Origin of the sequence: Mycobacterium triplex (assembly GCF_000689255.1) — a bacterium.
GTDB lineage: Bacteria > Actinomycetota > Actinomycetes > Mycobacteriales > Mycobacteriaceae > Mycobacterium > Mycobacterium triplex.
This window is the reverse complement of record NZ_HG964446.1, coordinates 1,947,462-1,966,997: the sequence shown is the minus strand read 5'-3', so window position 1 is coordinate 1,966,997 and position 19,536 is coordinate 1,947,462. Positions and strand designations below refer to the sequence as shown.

Annotated in this window: 20 protein-coding genes and 1 pseudogene; 19 read left to right on the top strand and 2 right to left on the bottom strand. The window is 66.2% G+C overall.

Annotation, left to right across the window (positions count from 1 at the left end):
* Positions 1-5: 5 nt before the first annotated feature.
* Entirely contained in the window at positions 6-1,475 is a 1,470-nt protein-coding gene (espB, locus tag BN973_RS31000) for an EspB family ESX-1 secretion system-associated protein (protein ID WP_051641184.1), read from the bottom strand.
* A 301-nt stretch (positions 1,476-1,776) separates the two neighbouring features.
* Here espB and BN973_RS09215 point away from each other — a divergent pair, with 301 nt between their 5' ends.
* Positions 1,777-2,424, top strand: a complete 648-nt coding sequence (locus BN973_RS09215) for a response regulator transcription factor (RefSeq protein WP_036467551.1) — start codon at positions 1,777-1,779, stop codon at positions 2,422-2,424.
* A 2-nt stretch (positions 2,425-2,426) separates the two neighbouring features.
* Here BN973_RS09215 and BN973_RS09210 read toward each other — a convergent pair whose 3' ends face one another.
* Positions 2,427-3,671 carry a sensor histidine kinase gene (locus tag BN973_RS09210; protein WP_232232049.1) on the bottom strand — a complete coding sequence of 415 codons (1,245 nt, stop codon included), beginning with the start codon at positions 3,669-3,671 and terminating at the stop codon, positions 2,427-2,429.
* Between the two features lie 327 nt (positions 3,672-3,998).
* On the opposite strand from BN973_RS09210, the pseudogene BN973_RS09205 reads away from it, so the two are divergent.
* The 18 genes and pseudogenes from BN973_RS09205 to nuoD all read left to right on the top strand — a co-directional run bounded on the left by BN973_RS09205 (position 3,999) and on the right by nuoD (position 19,529).
* A pseudogene (locus BN973_RS09205) lies at positions 3,999-5,070 on the top strand (IS110 family RNA-guided transposase).
* Between the two features lie 14 nt (positions 5,071-5,084).
* The gene (locus BN973_RS09200) at positions 5,085-6,083 is read left to right on the top strand and encodes an acrylyl-CoA reductase family protein (protein ID WP_036467549.1); all 999 of its coding nucleotides are present in this window, start codon (positions 5,085-5,087) and stop codon (positions 6,081-6,083) included.
* Between the two features lie 22 nt (positions 6,084-6,105).
* Complete coding sequence (locus BN973_RS09195) at positions 6,106-7,077, top strand: NADPH:quinone oxidoreductase family protein (RefSeq protein WP_036467547.1); 972 nt, start codon at positions 6,106-6,108, stop codon at positions 7,075-7,077.
* A gap of 255 nt (positions 7,078-7,332) precedes the next feature.
* Positions 7,333-8,424 carry a homogentisate 1,2-dioxygenase gene (locus BN973_RS09190; protein ID WP_036467546.1) on the top strand — a complete coding sequence of 364 codons (1,092 nt, stop codon included), beginning with the start codon at positions 7,333-7,335 and terminating at the stop codon, positions 8,422-8,424.
* Positions 8,424-9,623, top strand: a complete 1,200-nt coding sequence (locus tag BN973_RS09185) for an alpha/beta hydrolase (protein ID WP_036467544.1) — start codon at positions 8,424-8,426, stop codon at positions 9,621-9,623. The genes BN973_RS09190 and BN973_RS09185 overlap by 1 nt, the downstream gene beginning before the upstream one ends.
* Positions 9,620-10,825 carry a CaiB/BaiF CoA transferase family protein gene (locus tag BN973_RS09180; RefSeq protein WP_036467542.1) on the top strand — a complete coding sequence of 402 codons (1,206 nt, stop codon included), beginning with the start codon at positions 9,620-9,622 and terminating at the stop codon, positions 10,823-10,825. The genes BN973_RS09185 and BN973_RS09180 overlap by 4 nt, the downstream gene beginning before the upstream one ends.
* Positions 10,822-11,718, top strand: coding sequence for a hydroxymethylglutaryl-CoA lyase (locus tag BN973_RS09175; RefSeq protein ID WP_036467540.1), 897 nt, complete (start codon positions 10,822-10,824; stop codon positions 11,716-11,718). Before BN973_RS09180 ends, BN973_RS09175 begins: the two co-directional genes overlap by 4 nt.
* On the top strand, positions 11,718-12,341 hold the full coding sequence (locus BN973_RS09170; RefSeq protein WP_036467537.1) for a TetR/AcrR family transcriptional regulator: 624 nt from the start codon (positions 11,718-11,720) through the stop codon (positions 12,339-12,341). Before BN973_RS09175 ends, BN973_RS09170 begins: the two co-directional genes overlap by 1 nt.
* 10 nt (positions 12,342-12,351) lie before the next feature.
* Positions 12,352-13,590 (top strand): acyl-CoA dehydrogenase family protein, encoded by a 1,239-nt coding sequence (locus BN973_RS09165; protein WP_036467536.1) that lies wholly within the window; start codon positions 12,352-12,354, stop codon positions 13,588-13,590.
* On the top strand, positions 13,587-14,567 hold the full coding sequence (locus BN973_RS09160; RefSeq protein ID WP_036467534.1) for a phosphotransferase family protein: 981 nt from the start codon (positions 13,587-13,589) through the stop codon (positions 14,565-14,567). The genes BN973_RS09165 and BN973_RS09160 overlap by 4 nt, the downstream gene beginning before the upstream one ends.
* The gene (locus BN973_RS09155; protein WP_036467532.1) at positions 14,564-14,902 is read left to right on the top strand and encodes a DUF6285 domain-containing protein; all 339 of its coding nucleotides are present in this window, start codon (positions 14,564-14,566) and stop codon (positions 14,900-14,902) included. Before BN973_RS09160 ends, BN973_RS09155 begins: the two co-directional genes overlap by 4 nt.
* 9 nt (positions 14,903-14,911) lie before the next feature.
* The gene (locus BN973_RS09150; RefSeq protein WP_036467531.1) at positions 14,912-15,325 is read left to right on the top strand and encodes a nuclear transport factor 2 family protein; all 414 of its coding nucleotides are present in this window, start codon (positions 14,912-14,914) and stop codon (positions 15,323-15,325) included.
* An 8-nt stretch (positions 15,326-15,333) separates the two neighbouring features.
* The gene (locus BN973_RS09145) at positions 15,334-15,870 is read left to right on the top strand and encodes a YceI family protein (protein WP_036467529.1); all 537 of its coding nucleotides are present in this window, start codon (positions 15,334-15,336) and stop codon (positions 15,868-15,870) included.
* Between the two features lie 30 nt (positions 15,871-15,900).
* Positions 15,901-16,302: an Rv3143 family two-component system response regulator gene (locus BN973_RS09140; RefSeq protein ID WP_036467527.1), complete on the top strand. Its 402-nt coding sequence runs from the start codon at positions 15,901-15,903 to the stop codon at positions 16,300-16,302.
* A 236-nt stretch (positions 16,303-16,538) separates the two neighbouring features.
* Complete coding sequence (locus BN973_RS09135) at positions 16,539-16,916, top strand: NADH-quinone oxidoreductase subunit A (RefSeq protein ID WP_036467526.1); 378 nt, start codon at positions 16,539-16,541, stop codon at positions 16,914-16,916.
* Positions 16,917-16,924: 8 nt separating this feature from the next.
* Positions 16,925-17,479: a NuoB/complex I 20 kDa subunit family protein gene (locus tag BN973_RS09130; protein ID WP_036467525.1), complete on the top strand. Its 555-nt coding sequence runs from the start codon at positions 16,925-16,927 to the stop codon at positions 17,477-17,479.
* A complete protein-coding gene (locus BN973_RS09125) occupies positions 17,476-18,204 on the top strand; it encodes an NADH-quinone oxidoreductase subunit C (RefSeq protein ID WP_036467524.1) in 729 nt (242 codons plus the stop codon). Before BN973_RS09130 ends, BN973_RS09125 begins: the two co-directional genes overlap by 4 nt.
* Positions 18,204-19,529 carry an NADH dehydrogenase (quinone) subunit D gene (nuoD, locus tag BN973_RS09120; RefSeq protein ID WP_036467523.1) on the top strand — a complete coding sequence of 442 codons (1,326 nt, stop codon included), beginning with the start codon at positions 18,204-18,206 and terminating at the stop codon, positions 19,527-19,529. The genes BN973_RS09125 and nuoD overlap by 1 nt, the downstream gene beginning before the upstream one ends.
* Positions 19,530-19,536: the final 7 nt, after the last annotated feature.

Here is a 19,536-nt window from a genome sequence, read left to right as displayed (position 1 = left end):
CCGGGTCACGAGGCGCGGCGTCGGCCGATGACACCTTCGGTCCACGCCCGCTCTTCGGTGTAGAGCGCTTCATCTTCGGTTTGCACACGCTTGCCCTTGCCGGCACCTTGGCCCTGACCGCCGGCACCACCCATCGGCATGCCGCCGCCCATACCGCCGCCTGCCCCATTCAGCTTGGCGTACGCGGCCGGGACCGGGATCCCACTACCCGCCCCCGCTGGTGCGGCGGCAGGCCCGGCGCTGGCTCCGGTGTTCGCCCAGGGTTGCAGAGGCGTCTTCGGAAGAGCTCCTCCACCGATGCCGCCGATGCCGCCGCCGAGTGACGCCGGCTTGACCGGCGCCCCTTTCGGCAGGCCCTTACCGGCCGCGGGCAGCGGCGGCACCACGGCACCGCTGGGCAGGGATGCGTTCGGCATCGTCGGCATCCCGGCACCCGGCATCGCGGGCATCGCCGGCAGTCCGGAAAGGCCGTCGCCCGAAGGCAGGCCGTCGGGCAGGTCCCCGAAATCGATGCCATCCGAGCCACCGGAGCCACCGTCGACTGCTTCTGCGGCCGCGGTCGCGGTCGGGAACATCGGCGGATTCAGCGGCGCCAATACGGTTTTGTCGCGATAAAACTTCAGCGCCGTCTCCGACTTCTTCTGCAGAATGGCATACCACTCAATCGACGTCTGAATAAGCGCCTCCATGTGGTCTTCCACACCAGCCTTGTAGGTGTTTTCGACAAACAAGATGTCACCGGGCCCCGGGTGCTCTTCAGGGATGAGGTAATTTCCGTTGAAATCTTGCGTCGCCGTCCCACTTGCAGGCCGGATTCTTACTTGAGCCTCGACGATGTCGTTGGCCTGGTCACGAAGCGTGCAGCACAGTTGCACCATCGACGCGATCCACTGCCGGTGTAGTTCGAAGTTTTGCTCGACGGCCATCCTCGCCTCCCCCTCCCATGCGGTAAACGGGCGAAACCGGCTGGCGATCTGCTGCAGCGCAAACTGGAAGGTGTGCCATTCCTGGGCGAAAGCCTTGCAGGCCGCGCCCTGGTCGCCGGCTTCGATCGCCATCGTCGCCTGCCTGACCTCGTAGTAAGGATCGTCGCCGATCGGCGGCGCAGGCAACGGCGCCGGAGGGTCCCAAGGCATGTCCGAGTCGTCGAGCGCCGATATTTGGCCATTGCCGTCCAACGCATTCGGCGTCTCGTTGGTTATGGCGTCCGCGGCTCCCTCGTCGACCTCTTCGTAAGCTTTTGCCGCTTTCCGTAGGGACTTAGCGAGTGCTTTCCATTCCCGCTCGCAGCCCTTCAGGTAGAGCCGGATTGAGTCCGCAGAAATGCCGAGTTGCGTGACGGCGTCAGAAGCCCTCGACAGAGCGCACGGAGGCTGCGGGTTGGTGGCCGGAATAGGAGGCAGCAGTTCCTCGATTTCGTTGGCCCGGGCAATCAATTCGGCATATTCCACATTGAGCGTCTGCGGCTGAGTCATGGCGGATCATCTCCCCTGCGCGAGTCTTTGGAATTGGCGTTTCGGCTTCTTCGCCGTGATCACCTATGACTATTCCGGCGCGACCGGGCGAGGTCTCTCGCGCAAACGTCGGGTTCGGTGGATGAGGTGCCCTCCCCCAATAGGGGGAGAAGGACGCTGGTGCCCGACGGCCCGGCCCGAAGCGATGCCGGTGTGGTTGGCGCAAACGCCCTCCGGGCCGATTCGGCCAAGGGAGAATGGGACGGCGCCGGTCGCGGGACGGGCGCGCCCGAGATACCCAACGGCCTGGGGAGCGCAACCGATGTCGTCCCAGTCAGAACGTGTCAAGGTCGTCGTCGCCGACGATCACCCGGTAACTCGCGAAGGCGTCGTGCGCGCCCTGAAGTCCAGCGGGCGGATCGAGGTGATCGGTGAAGTGGCCGATGGTAGGGCCGCGCTGACGGCGATCCGCGAGCTACGGCCCAGGGTGGCTTTGATCGATTACAAAATGCCCGAGCTCAACGGGCTCGACGTGGTCCGAGCGGTGGTGCGGGACGGTTTGGACACCTGTGTCGTGTTACTCAGCGCTTTCGAGGACAGTGCTGTGATCTACCAGGCGCTTGCCGAAGGCGCCGCGGGCTATTTGACGAAAGACTCCGACAGCGACGAGATCGTGGCCGCCGTGCTCAAGTGCGAGAAGGGTGCGACGTATCTGCCGACGCAGTTGGCCGGGGCGCTGGCGGGCGAGGTGAAACTTCGAGCCCGCGGCGAGGCGGCGTTGTTGACACCGCGCGAGCTCGAGGTCGTCCGGATGATCGCCGAGGGCCTGTCGGTACCTCAGATCGCGGCACGGCTTTTCGTGGCGCCCAGCACAATCAAATCGCATGTGCAGAACCTGTACGAGAAGCTCGGTGTGTCCGACCGGGGCGCGGCCGTCGCCGAGGCGATGCGGCGTCGGCTGCTGGAGTGACCTCAGCTCTGCAGCGGCCATTCCACGGATATATGTGCCCCCGTGGGAACGTCGAGGATTGTCAAGCTGCCGCCGGCGGCTTCCACCCGGGCCCGCTGCGAGGCCAGACCGATGTGCCCTTCGGCGAGGCGGCGCATCATCGCGTCAGCAGTGACCCCGATGCCGTCGTCGGTCACATCGAGACGACATGTTCCATCGCGGACCTTGAGCTTCACCGACGCCTCAGTCGCTTCGGAATGGCGGACCACGTTGGACAACAACTCGCGAACCACTCCGAACACCATCGGATCGATGGCGTTGCGGCCCGAGTGATCAACGTCGGTGGTGATCGTGATGCCCGCGCGTTCCGCGGTGAAGGCGGCCAGCTTCTCGACCGCGGCACCCAAGCCGACTTGCTCGAGTACTGCCGGATGCAGCTCGAAGGTCGCCTCCCGCAGTCGCCGGGAGGCGTCGTCGAGGCTGGCGACGGCCCGCTGCAGCGGCTCGGCGGGTGACTTCTTGGCGAAGTCCACCACGTCGCGTCGGGCCGCGAGCACATCCTGCAAAGGCCCGTCATGGATGGCTTCGGAAATTTCTCGCCGTTCGCGCTCCGAAGCGGTCATCGTCTCGGCGAGCAACGCATCTCGTGACGCGGTGATTCTTGCTATCTCGTTGACATAGCGCTGCCGAAAAATGACTGCGAACAAGGCTGTGCCGCATAGGAATCCATAGATCAGCACGAGTAGCAAGGTCTTGGGCCAACCCAGTTGGCGTGGGATGACGGGGTCTTGCAGGATCGACGCGGTGAACGCGACGAACGCGCAGCTCAGGCCGACGGTGGCGCGCCGTCCGGACAGATCCAGGGCAACCATGCGCGGCACCAGCACCATCAACAGCAGTGGGATGTGCCCGCCTGGCGACAAGAGTTTGAAACCGACGATCGCCACCACGTCGACCATCGCCAGAATGAACAAGGCACGGTCGGGGACCATCACTCGACGCGCGGGCGAATACACGAGGATGACGACGCCCAATGCGATGAGCGCGTACACCACGACCACCGCGTCGTCCGGAGCCCATCTGGGGGCCCGGTAATCCGTGTGGACCAGGACCGCCCCGATCATGATGAAGACGACGACCAACCGCTGCACCGACGCGACCCGCAAGGAGCGCCACCGGTGGATGCGGAAAACTGCGTCCAGCTCCGTGTTGGTGGTCTCGGTGATCCCGTTGCCGGGGGCTTCGCGACTGATCGCGGACTCTGACACGTGTGACGGCTGCACTGCCATCCTTAGATCTCCGCAGCGGCCCGACTCGGGTGGGGACTCGCCAAAGCCTATACGGGTTACCGAAAAGCGACCAAGCGAAAGCCAGCGCTAACGTCGGGTCAGTGTCAGGGTGAGGTTGCCGCGTAGAGCGGTGGTTGGATCCTGATCACCTGGTGTCTGGCTCGTAGCGTCGCTGCCGCCCTCGGGTTGGCGTTCATGGGTTTTGTCGGCATCAGGTGTGAAGGACCGGCCGGCGTGACTTGATAGGAGCGTGGCACCGCCCCCGACTGAGATGTGTCCGCCGACCGGCCCAACCGTCACCTCACAGTGAAGGAGGCAACCTCCATGGTTGTTGTTGGAGCCGATGTCCACAAGCGCACCCACACGTTTGTCGCCGTGGACGAGGTTGGCCGAAAGCTCGGCGAGAAGGTCGTTGCAGCCACGACTTCAGGTCATCGCCAGGTGGTGCGGTGGGCCCGCGATCAGTTCGGTGTGGAGCTGGTCTGGGCGATCGAGGATTGTCGGCACCTGTCTGCTCGTTTGGAGCGCGACCTGTTGACTACCGGTCAGAAGGTGGTGCGGGTACCACCGAAGTTGATGGCGCTGACCCGTAAGTCGGCGCGGACCCGGGGTAAGTCCGATCCGATCGACGCGTTGGCGGTGGCGCGGGCGTTCTTACGTGAACCGGATTTGCCGGTGGCCTCTCATGACGAGACATCGCGGGAATTGAAATTGTTGGTGGATCGGCGTGAAGATCTTGTGGCACAGAGAACCTCGACGATCAACCGGCTGTTGTGGCGAGTTCACGAACTCGATCCTTCCCATGCACCCAAGGCCGCTTCGTTGGATCTGGCTAAGCACCGCGACGTGCTGCGGGCGTGGTTGGACACCGTGCCCGGCTTGGTGGCCGAATTGGCTCGTGATGAGCTGGCCGACGTCACCCGACTCACCGAAGCCATCAATGCCTTGACCAAACGCATCGGCGAACGCGTCCGTGCGATCGCTCCGGCACTGTTGGCGATGCCCGGCTGCGGCGAGCTGACCGCAGCCAAACTGGTCGGCGAAACCGCCGGCGTAACCCGATTCAAGAGCGAGGCCAGCCTTCGCCCGCCATAGCGGCGTGGCACCGATCCCAGTGTGGTCGGGAAACACCGCCGGTCGGGTGCGCATGACCCGCTCGGGCAACCGGCAACTCAATGCCGCGCTACATCGCATCGCGGTCACCCAGATTCGCATCGACGGACTCGGCCAGGCCTACTACCGCAAGCGACTGACCGACGGAGATTCCAGCACCGAGGCCCTGCGCTGCCTCAAACGCCGCCTGGCCCGCGTGGTGTTCCACCACCTCCACACCGACGACCAAACCCGCAATCAGCCTTGCCAACCGGCAGCGGCTTGACATAGGAGAAACTCATGGACAGTTTTCAGGCGCTGGTGGCGCGCCAAGATGGTGACCGGATCACCGCGTCGGTCGAAACGCTCGGCCCATCAGACCTACCGCCCGGTGACGTGACGATCCGGGTGCTGTTTTCCAGCGTCAACTACAAGGACGCACTGGCGCTGACGCCCAAGGGCGGCGTGGTGCGCGACTACCCCATCGTGCCCGGCATCGACCTCACCGGCGAAGTCGTCGAGTCGCAGTCACCGGAATTCAGCGTCGGCGACCAGGTGCTGGCCCACGGGTATCAGATCGGCACCGGCCACCACGGCGGCTACGCCGAGTACGCGCGGCTGCCCGCCGATCAGGTGGTGGCACTCGGCGCGCTTAGCCCGCACGAGGGTGCGGCCATCGGCACCGCCGGCTTCACCGCCGCGATGAGTGTGCAGGCGCTGATCGATTGGGGCATCACACCCGATGCCGGGCCCGTCGTCGTCACCGGGGCTTCCGGCGGTGTCGGCTCGGTCAGCGTCGACTTGCTGGCGGCCGCCGGCTACCAGGTGGTCGCCTCCAGCGGTAAACAATCGGCCGCAGGAATGCTGAAAGATCTTGGTGCCGCAGAGGTTATCGGCCGGCTGCCCGCCGATCCGGATGCCAAGCCGCGACCGCTGGCCAAGGCGCGCTGGGCGGGCGCGGTGGACTGCGTCGGAGGCGCGACGCTGGCCGATGTGCTCAGCACCGTCGACTACGGCGGCGCGGTCGCCGCCAGCGGCCTCACCGGCGGGCCCGCGCTGCACACCACCGTGATGCCGTTCATCCTGCGCGGGGTCTCGCTGCTCGGCATGGACTCGGTGCTGATGGCGATCGCCCGCCGCCGCGAGCTGTGGGCGCTGCTGGGCAACTCGCTCAAGCCGCGACACCTGGACGCGGTCAGCAACGACGTCGACGTCAAAGACGTCGTCGGGGTATTGGATCAACTGCGCGCGGGTAGCTACTCGGGCCGTGCGGTGGTACGTGTCGCCGGCGGATTCTGAGGTGGCAGTAGGCTCGTCGACCATGCGCGCAGCACGGGTTACACGGCTAGACGGTCCGGACGCGATCGAGGTGGGCGAGGTCGACGAACCCACCGGCGACGGGATCGTCGTCGAGGTGCATGCTGCCGGTGCCGCCTTCCCCGACGCGCTGCTGACCCGCGGCCTCTACCAGTACCGGCCAGACCCGCCGTTCGTGCTCGGCGCCGAGATCGCCGGCGTCGTTCGATCGGCACCGGACGGCTGTCACGTGGGTCCCGGCGACCGGGTCGTCGGCCTGACGATGCTGACCGGCGGCATGGCCGAGGTCGCGGTGCTCTCCCCCGACCGGGCGTTCAAGCTGCCGGACAACGTCAGCTTCGAGGCGGGCGCCGGCCTGCTGTTCAACGACCTGACGGTTTACTTCGCGCTGACGGTGCGCGGCCGCCTGCACCAGGGCGAAACCGTGCTGGTGCACGGCGCTGCCGGCGGGATCGGCACCTCGACGCTGCGACTGGCGCCGGCACTCGGGGCGTCGCGGACCATCGCGGTGGTCAGCACCGAGGAGAAGGCCCAGATCGCCACCGCCGCCGGCGCGACCGACGTGGTGCTGGCCGACGGCTTCAAGGACGCGGTCAAGGAATTGACGAGCGGCCGCGGCGTGGACATGGTCGTCGACCCGGTCGGCGGTGACCGGTTCACCGATTCGCTGCGCTCGCTTGTTCCGGGCGGACGGCTACTGGTCGTCGGGTTCACCGGCGGCGAAATACCCACCGTGAAGGTGAACCGGCTGCTGCTCAACAACATTGACGTTGTCGGCGTGGGTTGGGGCGCCTGGACGGCGACGCATCCCGGCGCGCTGGACGAGCAATGGGCCGGACTCGAGCGGCTGCTCGCCTCGGGGCAGCTGGCGGCCCCGCAGCCGGAGGTCTACCCGCTGGACCAGGCCGCCGCCGCCGTCGCGTCCATGGAGAATCGCACCGCCAAAGGCAAAGTCGTCCTGCGCGTCCGCGGTTAGCCGCCGGCACGGCCTGCGCTTTGTTCGCGACACTAAAACGTCAGCGAAGACACGCCGTAGCGGGTCGCAATGGATTAAGTCTCGCGGATGACTCGGCCCGCCCGCGATTGTCTGCGCGCCCTTGCGCGCGCCCTTGCGCGCGGCCTTGTGCGCGCCCTTGCGCGCGGCCTTGTGCGCGCCCTTGTGCGCGCCCAAAAGAGAAAGTAATGTCACTTTCAGTTTTAGCGATCTGACCACCCCCACTCGGGAGTCACCATGGAATCCTTCGTTCACCTGCGCAAAGGCAAGACGCCGCATCGCCTGCACGCCGATCTCGACGGCCTCAAGGACGACGAGCTGGGCCGGGGCGGCTTCACCGGACGGACGGCCAACATCTACCGCCGCCACGACCCCACCGCCTACCGGTCGTCGGGACCGCTGCGCCCGGTCGACGTGCTGTCCAGCGAGCTCAAGCCCGGCGACGCCACCGACGCCCACGGCGGACCGCTGCTGATGTTCAGCAACGACGACTGCCGCATTCTGCTCAGCCGTCGCCACGAGCCGATGCCCCACTTCGCCCGCCACGTCGACGGCGATCTGCTGTCGTTCGTCCACCAGGGCACCGGGCTGCTGGAGACCGAGTTCGGTCCGCTGCGCTACCGGGAGGGCGACTGGGTCTACCTCCCCAAGGCATGCACCTGGCGCCAGGTGCCGGATCGCGAAACCACGCTGTTGATGATCGAGGCCACCGACGAGTTCCGGGTGCCACCGCCCGGCCCGCTGGGCCGGCACTTCCCGTTCGACCCGTCGCAGGCCACGATCCCCGAGCCCGCGCCGATCGAGGACGACGGCCGCGACGAGTACGAGGTCCGGCTCGTCCACGAGGGCGGGCCGACAACCCTTATCTACCAACACAATCCGCTCGACGTCGAAGGGTGGCGCGGCGACAACTTCGCGTTCACCTTCAATATCGACGACTACAACGTGATCACCTCCGACAGCGTCCACCTGCCGCCGACGGTGCATCTGTTCATGCAGGCCACCGGCGTCTACGTGATGAACTTTCTGCCCAAGCCCGCCGAGGGCGTTCCCGGCACCGAACGCACACCCTGGTACCACCGCAACGTCGACTACGACGAAATCGCGTTCTTCCACGGCGGCTCGCTCTACGGCATCCCGATGCCCCCGGGCCTGATTACCCATGCGCCGCAAGGGGTTCACCACGGCGCGGCGGAGAAAGCGCGCGAACGTGCCCGCCGCAAATTCGACGAGCATTCGCGCGTCGACTGGCAGGTCATCGCCGTCGACACCCGCAAGCGACTGACACCGTCACCCGAAGTACTGGCCCACGATCTAGGACAACACTGATGAGTCAAGCCGTGAGACAAGCCGTCAAGCACGACTACGAACGAATCCCGTATCTGGTTGCCTTCCAGAACAATTCCGGCGTCCGTGACGTCTACGGCGGGCTGGCCGAGATCACCGTGCTGGAGAGCTATCTGCTCAAGCCGAAAGACAAGCCGTCGGACACCGTGCTGGTGTTCATGCACCCGATCGGCGGCGGGGCGTACCTGCCGATGATCAACGCGCTGGCCCGGGCCGGCCACCACGTCATCTACTGCAACAGCCGCTTCCGCGGCACGGATTCGGCGCTGCTGATGGAGAAGGTCGTCGAGGATCTCGGCGAGTGCATCAAGGACGCCAAGAACCGGCTGGGCTACACCAAGGTGGTGCTGGCCGGGTGGAGCGGCGGAGGCTCGTTGTCGGTGTTCTACCAGCAGCAGGCCCAGCACGCGACGATCACGTCGAGCCCGACCGGCGACGGCCCGGACCTGACGAAACTGGAACTGCCCGCCGCCGACGGCATCATGCTGCTGGCCGCCCACATCAGCCGGCACGGCACGCTAACCGAATGGCTCGACGCGTCCATCCTCGACGAATCCGATCCGACCAAGCGTGATCCGGAACTGGACCTGTACAACCCCGACAATCCCAACCAGCCGCCCTATACGCAGGAATTCCTGGACCGGTACCGTCAAGCGCAGATCGACCGCAACCGCCGCATCACCGCATGGGTCAAAGAGAAGCTGGCTGAATTGACCGCTCAGGGTCGCCCCGACGACGAGTTCGGATTCGTCGTGCATGGCACGATGGCCGACCCCCGCTGGCTGGATCCCGCCGTGGATCCCAATGAGCGCACGCCGGGCACCTGTTACCTGGGTGACCCGCAGGTGGTGAACATGAGCCCGGTCGGGCTGGCCCGCTTCTCGACACTGCGCGGCTGGCTGTCGCAATGGAGCTACGACGAGGCCCGCGGCGACGGCGTGGAGTGCGGGCGCGACATCGCGATCCCCGCGCTGGTGATCGGCAACCTAGCCGACGACGCCTGCACACCCAGCCACACCCGGCGGCTGTTCGAGGCGATCGGGCACCCCGACAAGGAGATGTACGAAATCCCCGGCGCCACACACTATTACGCCGGTCCCTACCAGCGCGACAAGTTGCGCGAAGCGGTCAACGTCGTCACCGATTGGCTGGTCCGCCACGATTTCGCGAGCGCCGAATGAGCGTGAGCGGACCGCTGGATGGCATCCGGGTGCTCGAACTGGGCACCTTGATCGCGGGTCCGTTCGCCGGCCGCTTGCTTGGGGACATGGGCGCGGAAGTCATCAAGGTGGAGCCGCCGGGCGCCCCGGACCCGCTGCGCAACTGGGGCCAGGCCGAACACGAGGGACACCACGTGTTCTGGACCGTGGCCGCGCGCAACAAGAAAGCCATCACACTCGACCTGCGCCGGCCGCACGGCCGCGAGCTGTTCCTCGAACTCGTCGAGAAGTCCGACATCGTGGTGGAGAACTTCCGTCCCGGCACGCTGGAAAAGTGGGACCTGGGCTACGACGTGCTCAGCGCGCGCAACGCCGGCATCATCCTGGTCCGGGTGTCCGGCTACGGGCAGACCGGGCCCGACGCGCACAAGGCCGGCTATGCCTCGGTGGCCGAGGCCGCCAGCGGACTGCGGCACCTCAACGGTTTTCCCGGCGGACCGCCGCCCCGGCTAGCGCTCTCGCTCGGTGACAGCCTCGCCGGCATGTTCGGCTTCCAGGGCGCGCTGGCCGCGCTGTACCGCCGCAGCGTGACCGGACGGGGTCAGGTCGTCGACGTCGCGCTGACCGAATCATGTTTGGCCATCCAGGAATCCACGATCCCCGATTACGACGTCGGCGGCGTGGTGCGCGGGCCGTCGGGCACCAGGCTGGAAGGCATCGCGCCGTCCAACATCTATCGCAGCGCCGACGATTCCTGGGTGGTGATCGCCGCCAATCAGGACACCGTGTTCGCCCGGCTGTGTACCGCGATGGGGCGCCCGGAGCTGGCCGGCGACGACCGCTTCGCCACGCACACCGCCCGCGGCCGCAACCAGGACGAACTCGACAAGATCATCGGCGCGTGGGCCAGCGAGCGCGAACCGGCCGACATCGTCGAAACTCTTAGCGCCGCAGGCGTGATCGCGGGCCCGATCAACACCGTCGCGGAAGTGGTCGACGACCCACAGCTGCGGGCACGCGGCATGCTGGTCGAGCACTACGACGAACGCATCGGGCGCAATGTCCTCGGGCCCGGCGTCATTCCGGTGCTGTCCGAATCGCCGGGCAGCGTCCGCCACGCCGGGCCGGCCTGCCCGGGACAACACAACGACGAGATCTACACCGGGCTGCTGGGCAAGACCACCGACGAGCTCGAGGCACTGCGCGGTGAGGGGGTGCTATGAATACCCACGTCGACATCCGTGAGGTGGCGCTGCGCGACGGGCTGCAGATCGAAAAGCCAATCCCGTTGTCGGCCAAGCTGGAACTGCTCGCCGCGGTGGCCGCCACCGGGGTACGGGAAGTGGAGGCCACCGCGTTCGTGTCGCCGACGAAGGTGCCGTCGATGGCCGACGCCGCCGAACTCGCCGCGCAGCTGCACAACTATCCCGACATCGAATTCTCCGCCCTGGTCGCCAGCCCGAACGGCGCCAAGCGCGCCGTCGCCGCGGGACTGCGTTCGATCGAATACGTGGTGGCCGCCGACGACACGTTCAGCAAGGCCAACGTCGGGCGCACCAGCACGGAGGCCACCGACCAGATCGACGACATCGTCGCGATCGCACACAGTAGCGACGTGACCGTCGAGGTCGTCATCGCCACCGCATGGGACTCGCCGTTCGAAGGTCCCACGCCGCCGCGGCGGGTGCTGGAGATCGCCGCGGCTGCCCGCGACCGGGGGGCCGACCGCCTGTCGATCGCCGACACCATCGGCACCACCACTCCGGGACGGGTGAGTTCGCTGATCGCCCAACTGCGTCCGGTGATCGGCGACCTGCCGCTGGGCGCGCACTTCCACAACACCCGCGGCGCCGGGCTGGCCAGCGCCTACGCAGCCGTCCGCGCGGGCGTCACCCGGCTGGACGCCTCGGTCGGCGGCCTGGGCGGTTGCCCGTTCGCACCGGGCGCCACCGGCAACATCGCCACCGAGGATCTGGTGTACCTGCTGACCGACAGCGGCATCGGCGTCGACGTCGACCTGCAGGCCGCGATCGCCGCCGCCGACGTCGCGAAATCGGCTGTGGGCCACGAGCTGCCGAGCGCGCTGCTGCGCACGGGCGACCGGATCCGGGACTGATGGGTGTGTCCGCCCCCGAGCCGCTGACCTCCAAGGGCCGCCAGACCAGGGAGGCCATCGAGACCGCGGCGCGAAAACTGTTCGCCGAACGCGGCTTTCACGGCACCACGCTGGCCGACATCACGTCTGCCGCCGGAAAGTCACCGGCGGTGTTCTACCGCTACTTCGCCGACAAGGAAGACCTGCTGGCCGCGCTGGCGGAGTCTTTTTTGCACGATGTCGTGGCCCCGTCCGGGTTGAGCGTGCACCTGCCCGACTCTCCCGCCGACGACGACGCGTTCTTCACCTCGGTGGTCACCGGCTACTGGAACATCTTCAAGCAGAACATCGGCATCATGATCGCAGTCGCCCAGCTGGCCACCACCCAGCAGCGATTCGCGGCCGTGCAGAACGAGTTTCGGCGGTTCGGCATGGACATCGTGGCCGCCTCGGTGCGCCGCGCCCAGGAGCAGGGCTACGGCCGCGAGCTCAACCCGCAACACACCGCGGCGGCCATCGCGCTGCTGTTCGAGAACTTCACCACCGTCTTCGTCGGGCAGTCCGGTCTCGGAATGCAAATCAGCGACGAGGACGCCATCACCACCCTGTCGACGGTGTGGAAGAAAACTCTCTACGGCGTGTAAGGAGATCGACGTGGATTTCACCCTCCCGGAACATCTTCCGGGTGTGCTGGCCGAGATGGATGCGTTCATCGAGGCGGAGATCAAACCGCTGGAACGGGAAAACATCCAGTACTTCGACCAGCGCCGAGAGCATGCCCGCACCGATTGGGACAACGACGGCATCCCGACGCAAGAGTGGGAGGAACTACTCGCCGAGATGCGACGGCGCGCCGACAAGGCTGGCTGGCTGCGCTACGGACTGCCGGCGTCGCTGGGCGGGCGCGACGGCACCAACGTCGACATGGCAGTGATCCGGGAACATCTGGCGCACAAGGGGCTTGGGCTGCACAATGACTTGCAGAACGAGTCGTCGATCGTCGGGAATTTCCCCCAGGTGATCATGATGGAGCGCTTCGGCACCGACGAGCAGCGGCGGGTGTGGTCCGAGGCGTTGATCACCGGGGAGCGGTCCATGGCGTTCGGGCTGACCGAGCCGCAGCACGGATCCGACGCGACCTGGCTGGAAACCCACGCACGCCTCGACGGTGACAGCTGGGTGATCAACGGCGCCAAGCGATTCAACACCGGCGTGCATCGCGCCACGCATGACCTGGTCTTCGCCCGGACGTCCGGCGAGCCGGGACAAGCCCGGGGCATCACCGCGTTCCTGGTCCCGACCGACACCCCCGGATTCACGGTCCCCTACTACTGGTGGACGTTCAACATGCCCACCGATCACGGCGAAGTCGAGCTAAAAGACGTCCGCATCCCCGCCGACGCGGTGCTCGGTGAGGTCGACCGCGGACTGGAGGTCGCGCAAACGTTCCTGCACGAGAACCGGATTCGCCAAGCCGCGAGCAGCCTGGGCGCCGCGCAGTACTGCATCGACCGTGCCGCCGAATACGCCGCCAAGCGCACCGTCTTCGGCAAACCGCTGTCGGTCAACCAGGCCGTGCAATGGCCACTGGCCGAGCTGCAGACCGAAGCGCAGATGGTGCGGCTGCTGGTGCAATTCGCCGCCTGGCACTTGGACCGCGACCACCATATGGAGGTCTCGGACAAGGTGTCGATGGCGAACTATCGTGCCAACCGGCTGGTCTGCGATGCCGCGGACCGCGCGATGCAGGTCTACGGCGGCCTCGGCTACAGCCGTCACGAGCAGTTCGAGCACATCTACCGCCACCATCGCCGCTACCGGATCACCGAGGGCGCCGAGGAAATCCAGATCCGCCGAGTGGCCCAGCGGCTGTTCAAGTTTGGCAAGCAGTGACCGAGGAGCTGAACACCAAACTCCAAGCGGTGCTGGTGCCGGTACTCGGCGCGGGCACCACGATCGAGAACCTGCGCGCGCTCACCGGTGGTGCCAGCCGCACCACCTGGGCGTTCGACGCGGTTACCGGCACGGGGCGCCGCGCGCTGATCCTGCGCACCGGCCCACCCGACGACGTGCACGCCGGCATGGAGCTGGAAGCTCGCGCGCAGGCCGCGGCCGCGGCGGCCGGGGCGCCGGTCCCCCACATCCTGGTCGCCGACGATTCGGTTGCCGCACTGGGCAATCCGTTTCTGGTCTGCGACGAGATCAAGGGCGAAACCATCGTCCGGCGCATCCAGCGCCAGCTCGACGCCGACGGGCACACCCGCCGAACCGAGCTGTTGCGGCAATGCGCGCACGCGTTGGCCGCCATCCACCGGGCCGACCCGCAAATCGAAGGCCTGGCCTACGAGGACCAGCTGGTGGAATACCGCGAGCGGCTCGACGCGATGAACGACACCACCGCCACCTTCGAATGGGCGTTTCGCTGGCTGGCCGCCCACCGACCGCAACCGACGGCGACTGTGCTGGTGCACGGGGACTACCGGATGGGAAACCTCATCGTCGACGGATCCGACTTGGCCGCGGTGCTCGACTGGGAGCTGGTCCACCTCGGCGAGGCCTACGAAGACCTGGCCTGGTTCTGCATCCGCGCCTGGCGGTTCGGCGCTCCGGCCAGCCTGGGCGCCGGCGGCCTCGGCAGCATCGAGAGCTTCGTGCGCGACTACGAGCAAGCCAGCCAGACCACCGTCGACCGGGCGGCGCTGCACTGGTGGCTGGTGCTGGCCACCCTGCGCTGGGGTGTCATCTGCCGATTCCAGGCGGAGCGGCATTTGAGCGGTCAATCCCGTTCGGTCGAGCTGGCGACGATCGGTCGCCGGGTGAGCGAGACCGAGTGGGACATCCTCAATTTGCTCGAGGAGGTCCCGTCGTGATCGGTGCTTACGGGCGCCCACTGGCAGCCGAACTCGTCGCGGCGGTGGCCGAGTTCCTGGAAACCGACGTCCGGGAGGCGACCACCGGACAGGTCAACTTCCACTCCCGGGTGGCCGCGAACGCATTGCGGATCGTCGAGCGCGAACTGCTCGACGAAAGCGAGGCGGAATCTCGAGCCGCGCTGGCCGGCTTGGGTTTTGCAGACGAGGAACAGCTTGCCGCCGCCATCCGGGCCGGCGAGCTGGACGAGCGTGCCGGCGAGGTGCTCGCCGGCCTGAGAATCCTGGTGCGTAATCGGTTGGCGGTTGCCCACCCCGGATACGACAGCGAATAGGAGCCTGCCATGCCCGCCGCAACCGCTGAGGTCGTCGTCGACACCGCCGACCAGCTGTTCTCGTCGATCGTCAACGGCGACAAGGCCGCCGTCGATCGGTTGTGGAGCGACGACATCGCGGTGTGGCGGGTGGGCGCCGGCCGGGACCCCTTCAGGACGGATGACAAGACCCGCGCGCTGAAGGTCATCGACTGGTTCATCGGTGCGACCACGCAGCGCCGCTACGAGATTCTCGATCGCCGACTCTTCGACGACGGGTCGATCAGCGGCTTTGTCCAGCAGCACGTCCTGCACGCCACCGGTCATGCCGGCCAATCGATCTCCATGCGCGTTTGCATCGTGATCAGGGTGGGCACCAATGGTCTGATCGACCGGATCGACGAGTATTTCGACCCCGCCGAAATTGCGCCGCTGATGAGGTGAGATCGACGATGACGACGCTGGAAACACTGCTGAACGATCCCGTGCCGGCCGGGGTGTGGAACATCGTTGCGGACCGGTCGGCCGTCACCTTCAGGATCAGAAACATGTGGGGCCTGCTGAACGTCAACGGCCGTTTCACCGAGTTCTCCGGCGACGGACAGCTCGCCGGCGCCGGTGCGGTGTCCGGTCGCCTCGACATCAGCACCGCGTCGGTGGACACCGGCATCGGCCGCCGCGACAAGCATCTGCGCTCGGCAGATTTCTTCGATGTCGAGCGTTTTCCCGAGATCAGGGTCGTCGTCAGCGCGGTACACCCGACCGCGGGCAACGCCGCCGAGCTGCGCGCCAGCTTCACGATCAAGGGCGTCACCGCGCCGGTGGAGCTGCCGGTCACCGTCACCGAGAGCGGCGACGGTTCGATCCAGATCTCGGGCGAAACCACGATCGATCGATCCCGGTTCGACATCGGCTGGAACAAGTTCGGCATGATCGCGCCGACGGCCACGGCGGCGGCGCAGGTCGTTTTCGTGCGGTCCGCCCCATAAAGCCAGTCGCGCACCAGTAGCATCTGCACCGTGCCCGACGCCACCATCGCTCTGCGGATACTCGTCTACAGCGACAACCCCAACACCCGCGACGAAGTGAAGCGGGCACTGGGCACACGCCTGCACCCGGACCTGCCCGAGTTGAACTACGTCGAGGTGGCCACCGGTCCGATGGTGATCCGCACGATGGACGAGGGCGGCATCGACCTGGCCATCCTCGACGGCGAAGCGACGCCGACCGGCGGCATGGGAATCGCCAAGCAGCTCAAAGACGAACTCGAAACCTGCCCGCCGATCTTGGTGCTCACCGGTCGCCCGGACGACGCGTGGCTGGCGACATGGTCGCGCGCCGAGGCCGCGGTGCCCCATCCGATCGACCCGATCGTGCTGGGTCGCACCGTGCTCGGATTGCTGCGCGCTCCCGCGATCTAGCCCGCCCGCACTGCGCGCGGAGGCCGGCCGAGCATTGCCGGCTGCCCGCCGATGAGTTGTTGTCTAAACTCGGCGAAGATCACAGCCGAGTGATTACCATCACCCCGAGCACGCGTCCCAGCCACCTCAACGCTATGTTGAAGATCACTGTGATGGGCTACAGACCCAGTTCGTCACAGCAGCCCGGTCGCCGCCTGGTCGCTTTATAGGCGGCCCACGACGGATCTTGGAGCGAGTTGAACGTCTACATACCCATCCTGGTGCTAGGCGGAATCGCCGCCGCCTTTGCTGTGGGCTCGGTGGTGATCGCGAGCCTGGCCGGCCCGTCGCGGCACAACAAGTCGAAGATGGCGGCCTACGAATGTGGAATCGAACCGACCGAAACGTCGGTGAGTGGTCCGCATGCGACGCCCGGGCAGCGGTTTCCGGTGAAGTATTACCTGACCGCAATGCTGTTCATCGTCTTCGACATCGAAATCGTGTTCCTGTATCCGTGGGCGGTCAGCTACGACGCACTGGGAACGTTTGCTCTGGTCGAGATGGTGGTGTTCATGCTCACCGTCTTCGTGGCCTACGCCTACGTGTGGCGCCGCGGCGGCCTGACATGGGATTGAGGTAACTCATGGGCCTGGAAGAACAGCTACCCGCAGGCATCCTGCTCGGGACCGTCGAGAAGATCGCCGGCTACGTCCGCAAGAACTCGCTGTGGCCGGCAACGTTCGGGTTGGCGTGCTGCGCGATCGAGATGATGGCAACGGCCGGACCACGGTTCGACATCGCGCGGTTCGGGATGGAGCGCTTCTCGGCGACACCGCGCCAGGCCGATCTGATGATCGTGGCGGGACGGGTGAGCCAGAAGATGGCCCCGGTGCTGCGCCAGATCTACGACCAGATGGCAGAGCCGAAATGGGTACTGGCCATGGGTGTCTGCGCGTCCTCCGGCGGGATGTTCAACAACTATGCGATCGTCCAGGGCGTGGACCACGTGGTTCCGGTCGACATCTACCTCCCCGGCTGCCCACCCCGCCCGGAGATGCTGTTGTACGCAATTCTCAAGCTGCACGAGAAGATTCAGGAAATGCCGTTGGGTGTGAACCGCGAGCAGGCCATCGCCGAAGCCGAGCAAGCGGCGCTGGGCGCCCGGCCCACCATCGAGATGCGTGGGCTGCTGCGATGAGCTCACCGGAACACGACCCGAAGGTAGCCGCCAGCGAAGTGGGCGGCCCGGTGCCCTCCCCCGACGAAGAAGTGATCAACGTGCGCCGTGGCATGTTCGGCATTTCCGGCTCGGGTGATACGTCCGGATACGGGCGGCTGGTGCGGGAGATCACACTGCCGGGCAGCAGTCCCCGGCCCTATGGCGGCTATTTCGACGACGTGGTCGACCGGCTGACCGACGCGCTGAAGGCCGGCGGCATCGAATTCGAAAACGCCGTAGAGAAAGTCGTCGTCGACCGCAACGAACTGACGTTGCACGTGCGCCGCGAGGCACTGCCACACGTGGCTCAACGGCTGCGCGACGAACCCGAACTGCGCTTCGAGATGTGCCTCGGTGTGAGTGGCGTGCACTACCCACACGAGACCGGCCGCGAACTGCACGCCGTCTACCCGCTGCAGTCGATCACGCACAATCGCCGGGTCCGGCTGGAAGTGTCTGCGCCCGACGGTGATCCGCACATCCCGTCGCTGTATGGCATCTACCCGACCAACGACTGGCACGAGCGCGAAACGTATGACTTCTTCGGCATCATCTTCGACGGGCACCCCTCGCTGACCCGCATCGAAATGCCGGACGACTGGCACGGCCATCCGCAGCGCAAGGACTACCCGCTCGGCGGTATTCCCGTCGAGTACAAGGGAGCACAGATACCCCCGCCCGACGAGCGGAGAGCGTACAACTGATGAGCACAATCACCGACTCGACGCACGATGGCGGCGCCGAAACTGTCGTTGTCGCCGGCGGACAGGATTGGGGGCAGGTCGTCGAGGCCGCCCGCGCCGCGGATCCCGGTGAACGCATCGTCGTCAACATGGGGCCCCAGCACCCGTCGACGCACGGGGTGCTGCGGCTGATCCTCGAGATCGAAGGCGAGACCGTCACCGAGGTCCGCTGCGGAATCGGCTACCTGCACACCGGAATCGAGAAGAATCTCGAATACCGGTACTGGACGCAGGGTGTCACATTCGTGACCCGAATGGATTACCTGTCACCGTTTTTCAACGAGACCGCCTATTGTCTCGGCGTCGAGAAGCTGCTCGGTATCACCGACGAGATCCCGGAGCGGGTCAACGTCATCCGCGTCCTGATGATGGAGCTCAACCGGATCTCCTCGCACCTGGTCGCACTGGCCACCGGCGGCATGGAACTGGGCGCGATGACGCCGATGTTCGTCGGCTTCCGGGGACGCGAGATCGTCCTGACCCTGTTCGAAAAGATCAGCGGTCTGCGGATGAACAGTGCCTACATTCGCCCGGGCGGGGTGGCGCAGGACTTACCGCCGGGCGCCGAAGCCGACATCGTCGAAAGCCTCAAGGGGCTCAAGCAGGTGCTGCGCGAAATGGGCGATCTGCTCAACGAAAACGCCATCTGGAAAGCGCGCACCGAGGACGTCGGCTATCTCGACTTGACGGGCTGCATGGCGCTGGGTATCACCGGGCCGATCCTGCGTGCCACCGGCTTACCGCACGACCTGCGCAAGAGCGAACCCTACTGCGGGTACGAGAACTACGAGTTCGACGTGATCACCGCCGACACGTGTGATGCGTACGGGCGCTACATGATTCGCGTCAAGGAGATGTGGGAGTCGATCAAGATCGTGGAGCAGTGCCTGGACAAGCTCAAGCCCGGTCCGTACATGGTCGAGGACCGCAAGATCGCCTGGCCCGCCGACCTCAAGGTAGGCCCCGACGGCATGGGTAATTCGCCGGAGCACATCGCCAAGATCATGGGCGGTTCGATGGAAGCATTGATCCACCACTTCAAGTTGGTGACCGAGGGTATCCGGGTGCCGGCCGGACAGGTGTACAGCGCGGTGGAATCACCCCGCGGAGAGCTCGGCGTGCACATGGTCAGCGACGGCGGAACCCGGCCTTACCGAGTGCATTATCGCGATCCCTCCTTCACCAATCTGCAGTCCGTCGCAGCGATGTGCGAGGGCGGGATGGTCGCCGATCTGATCACCGCGGTCGCCAGCATCGACCCGGTCATGGGCGGAGTCGACCGATGACGGCGCC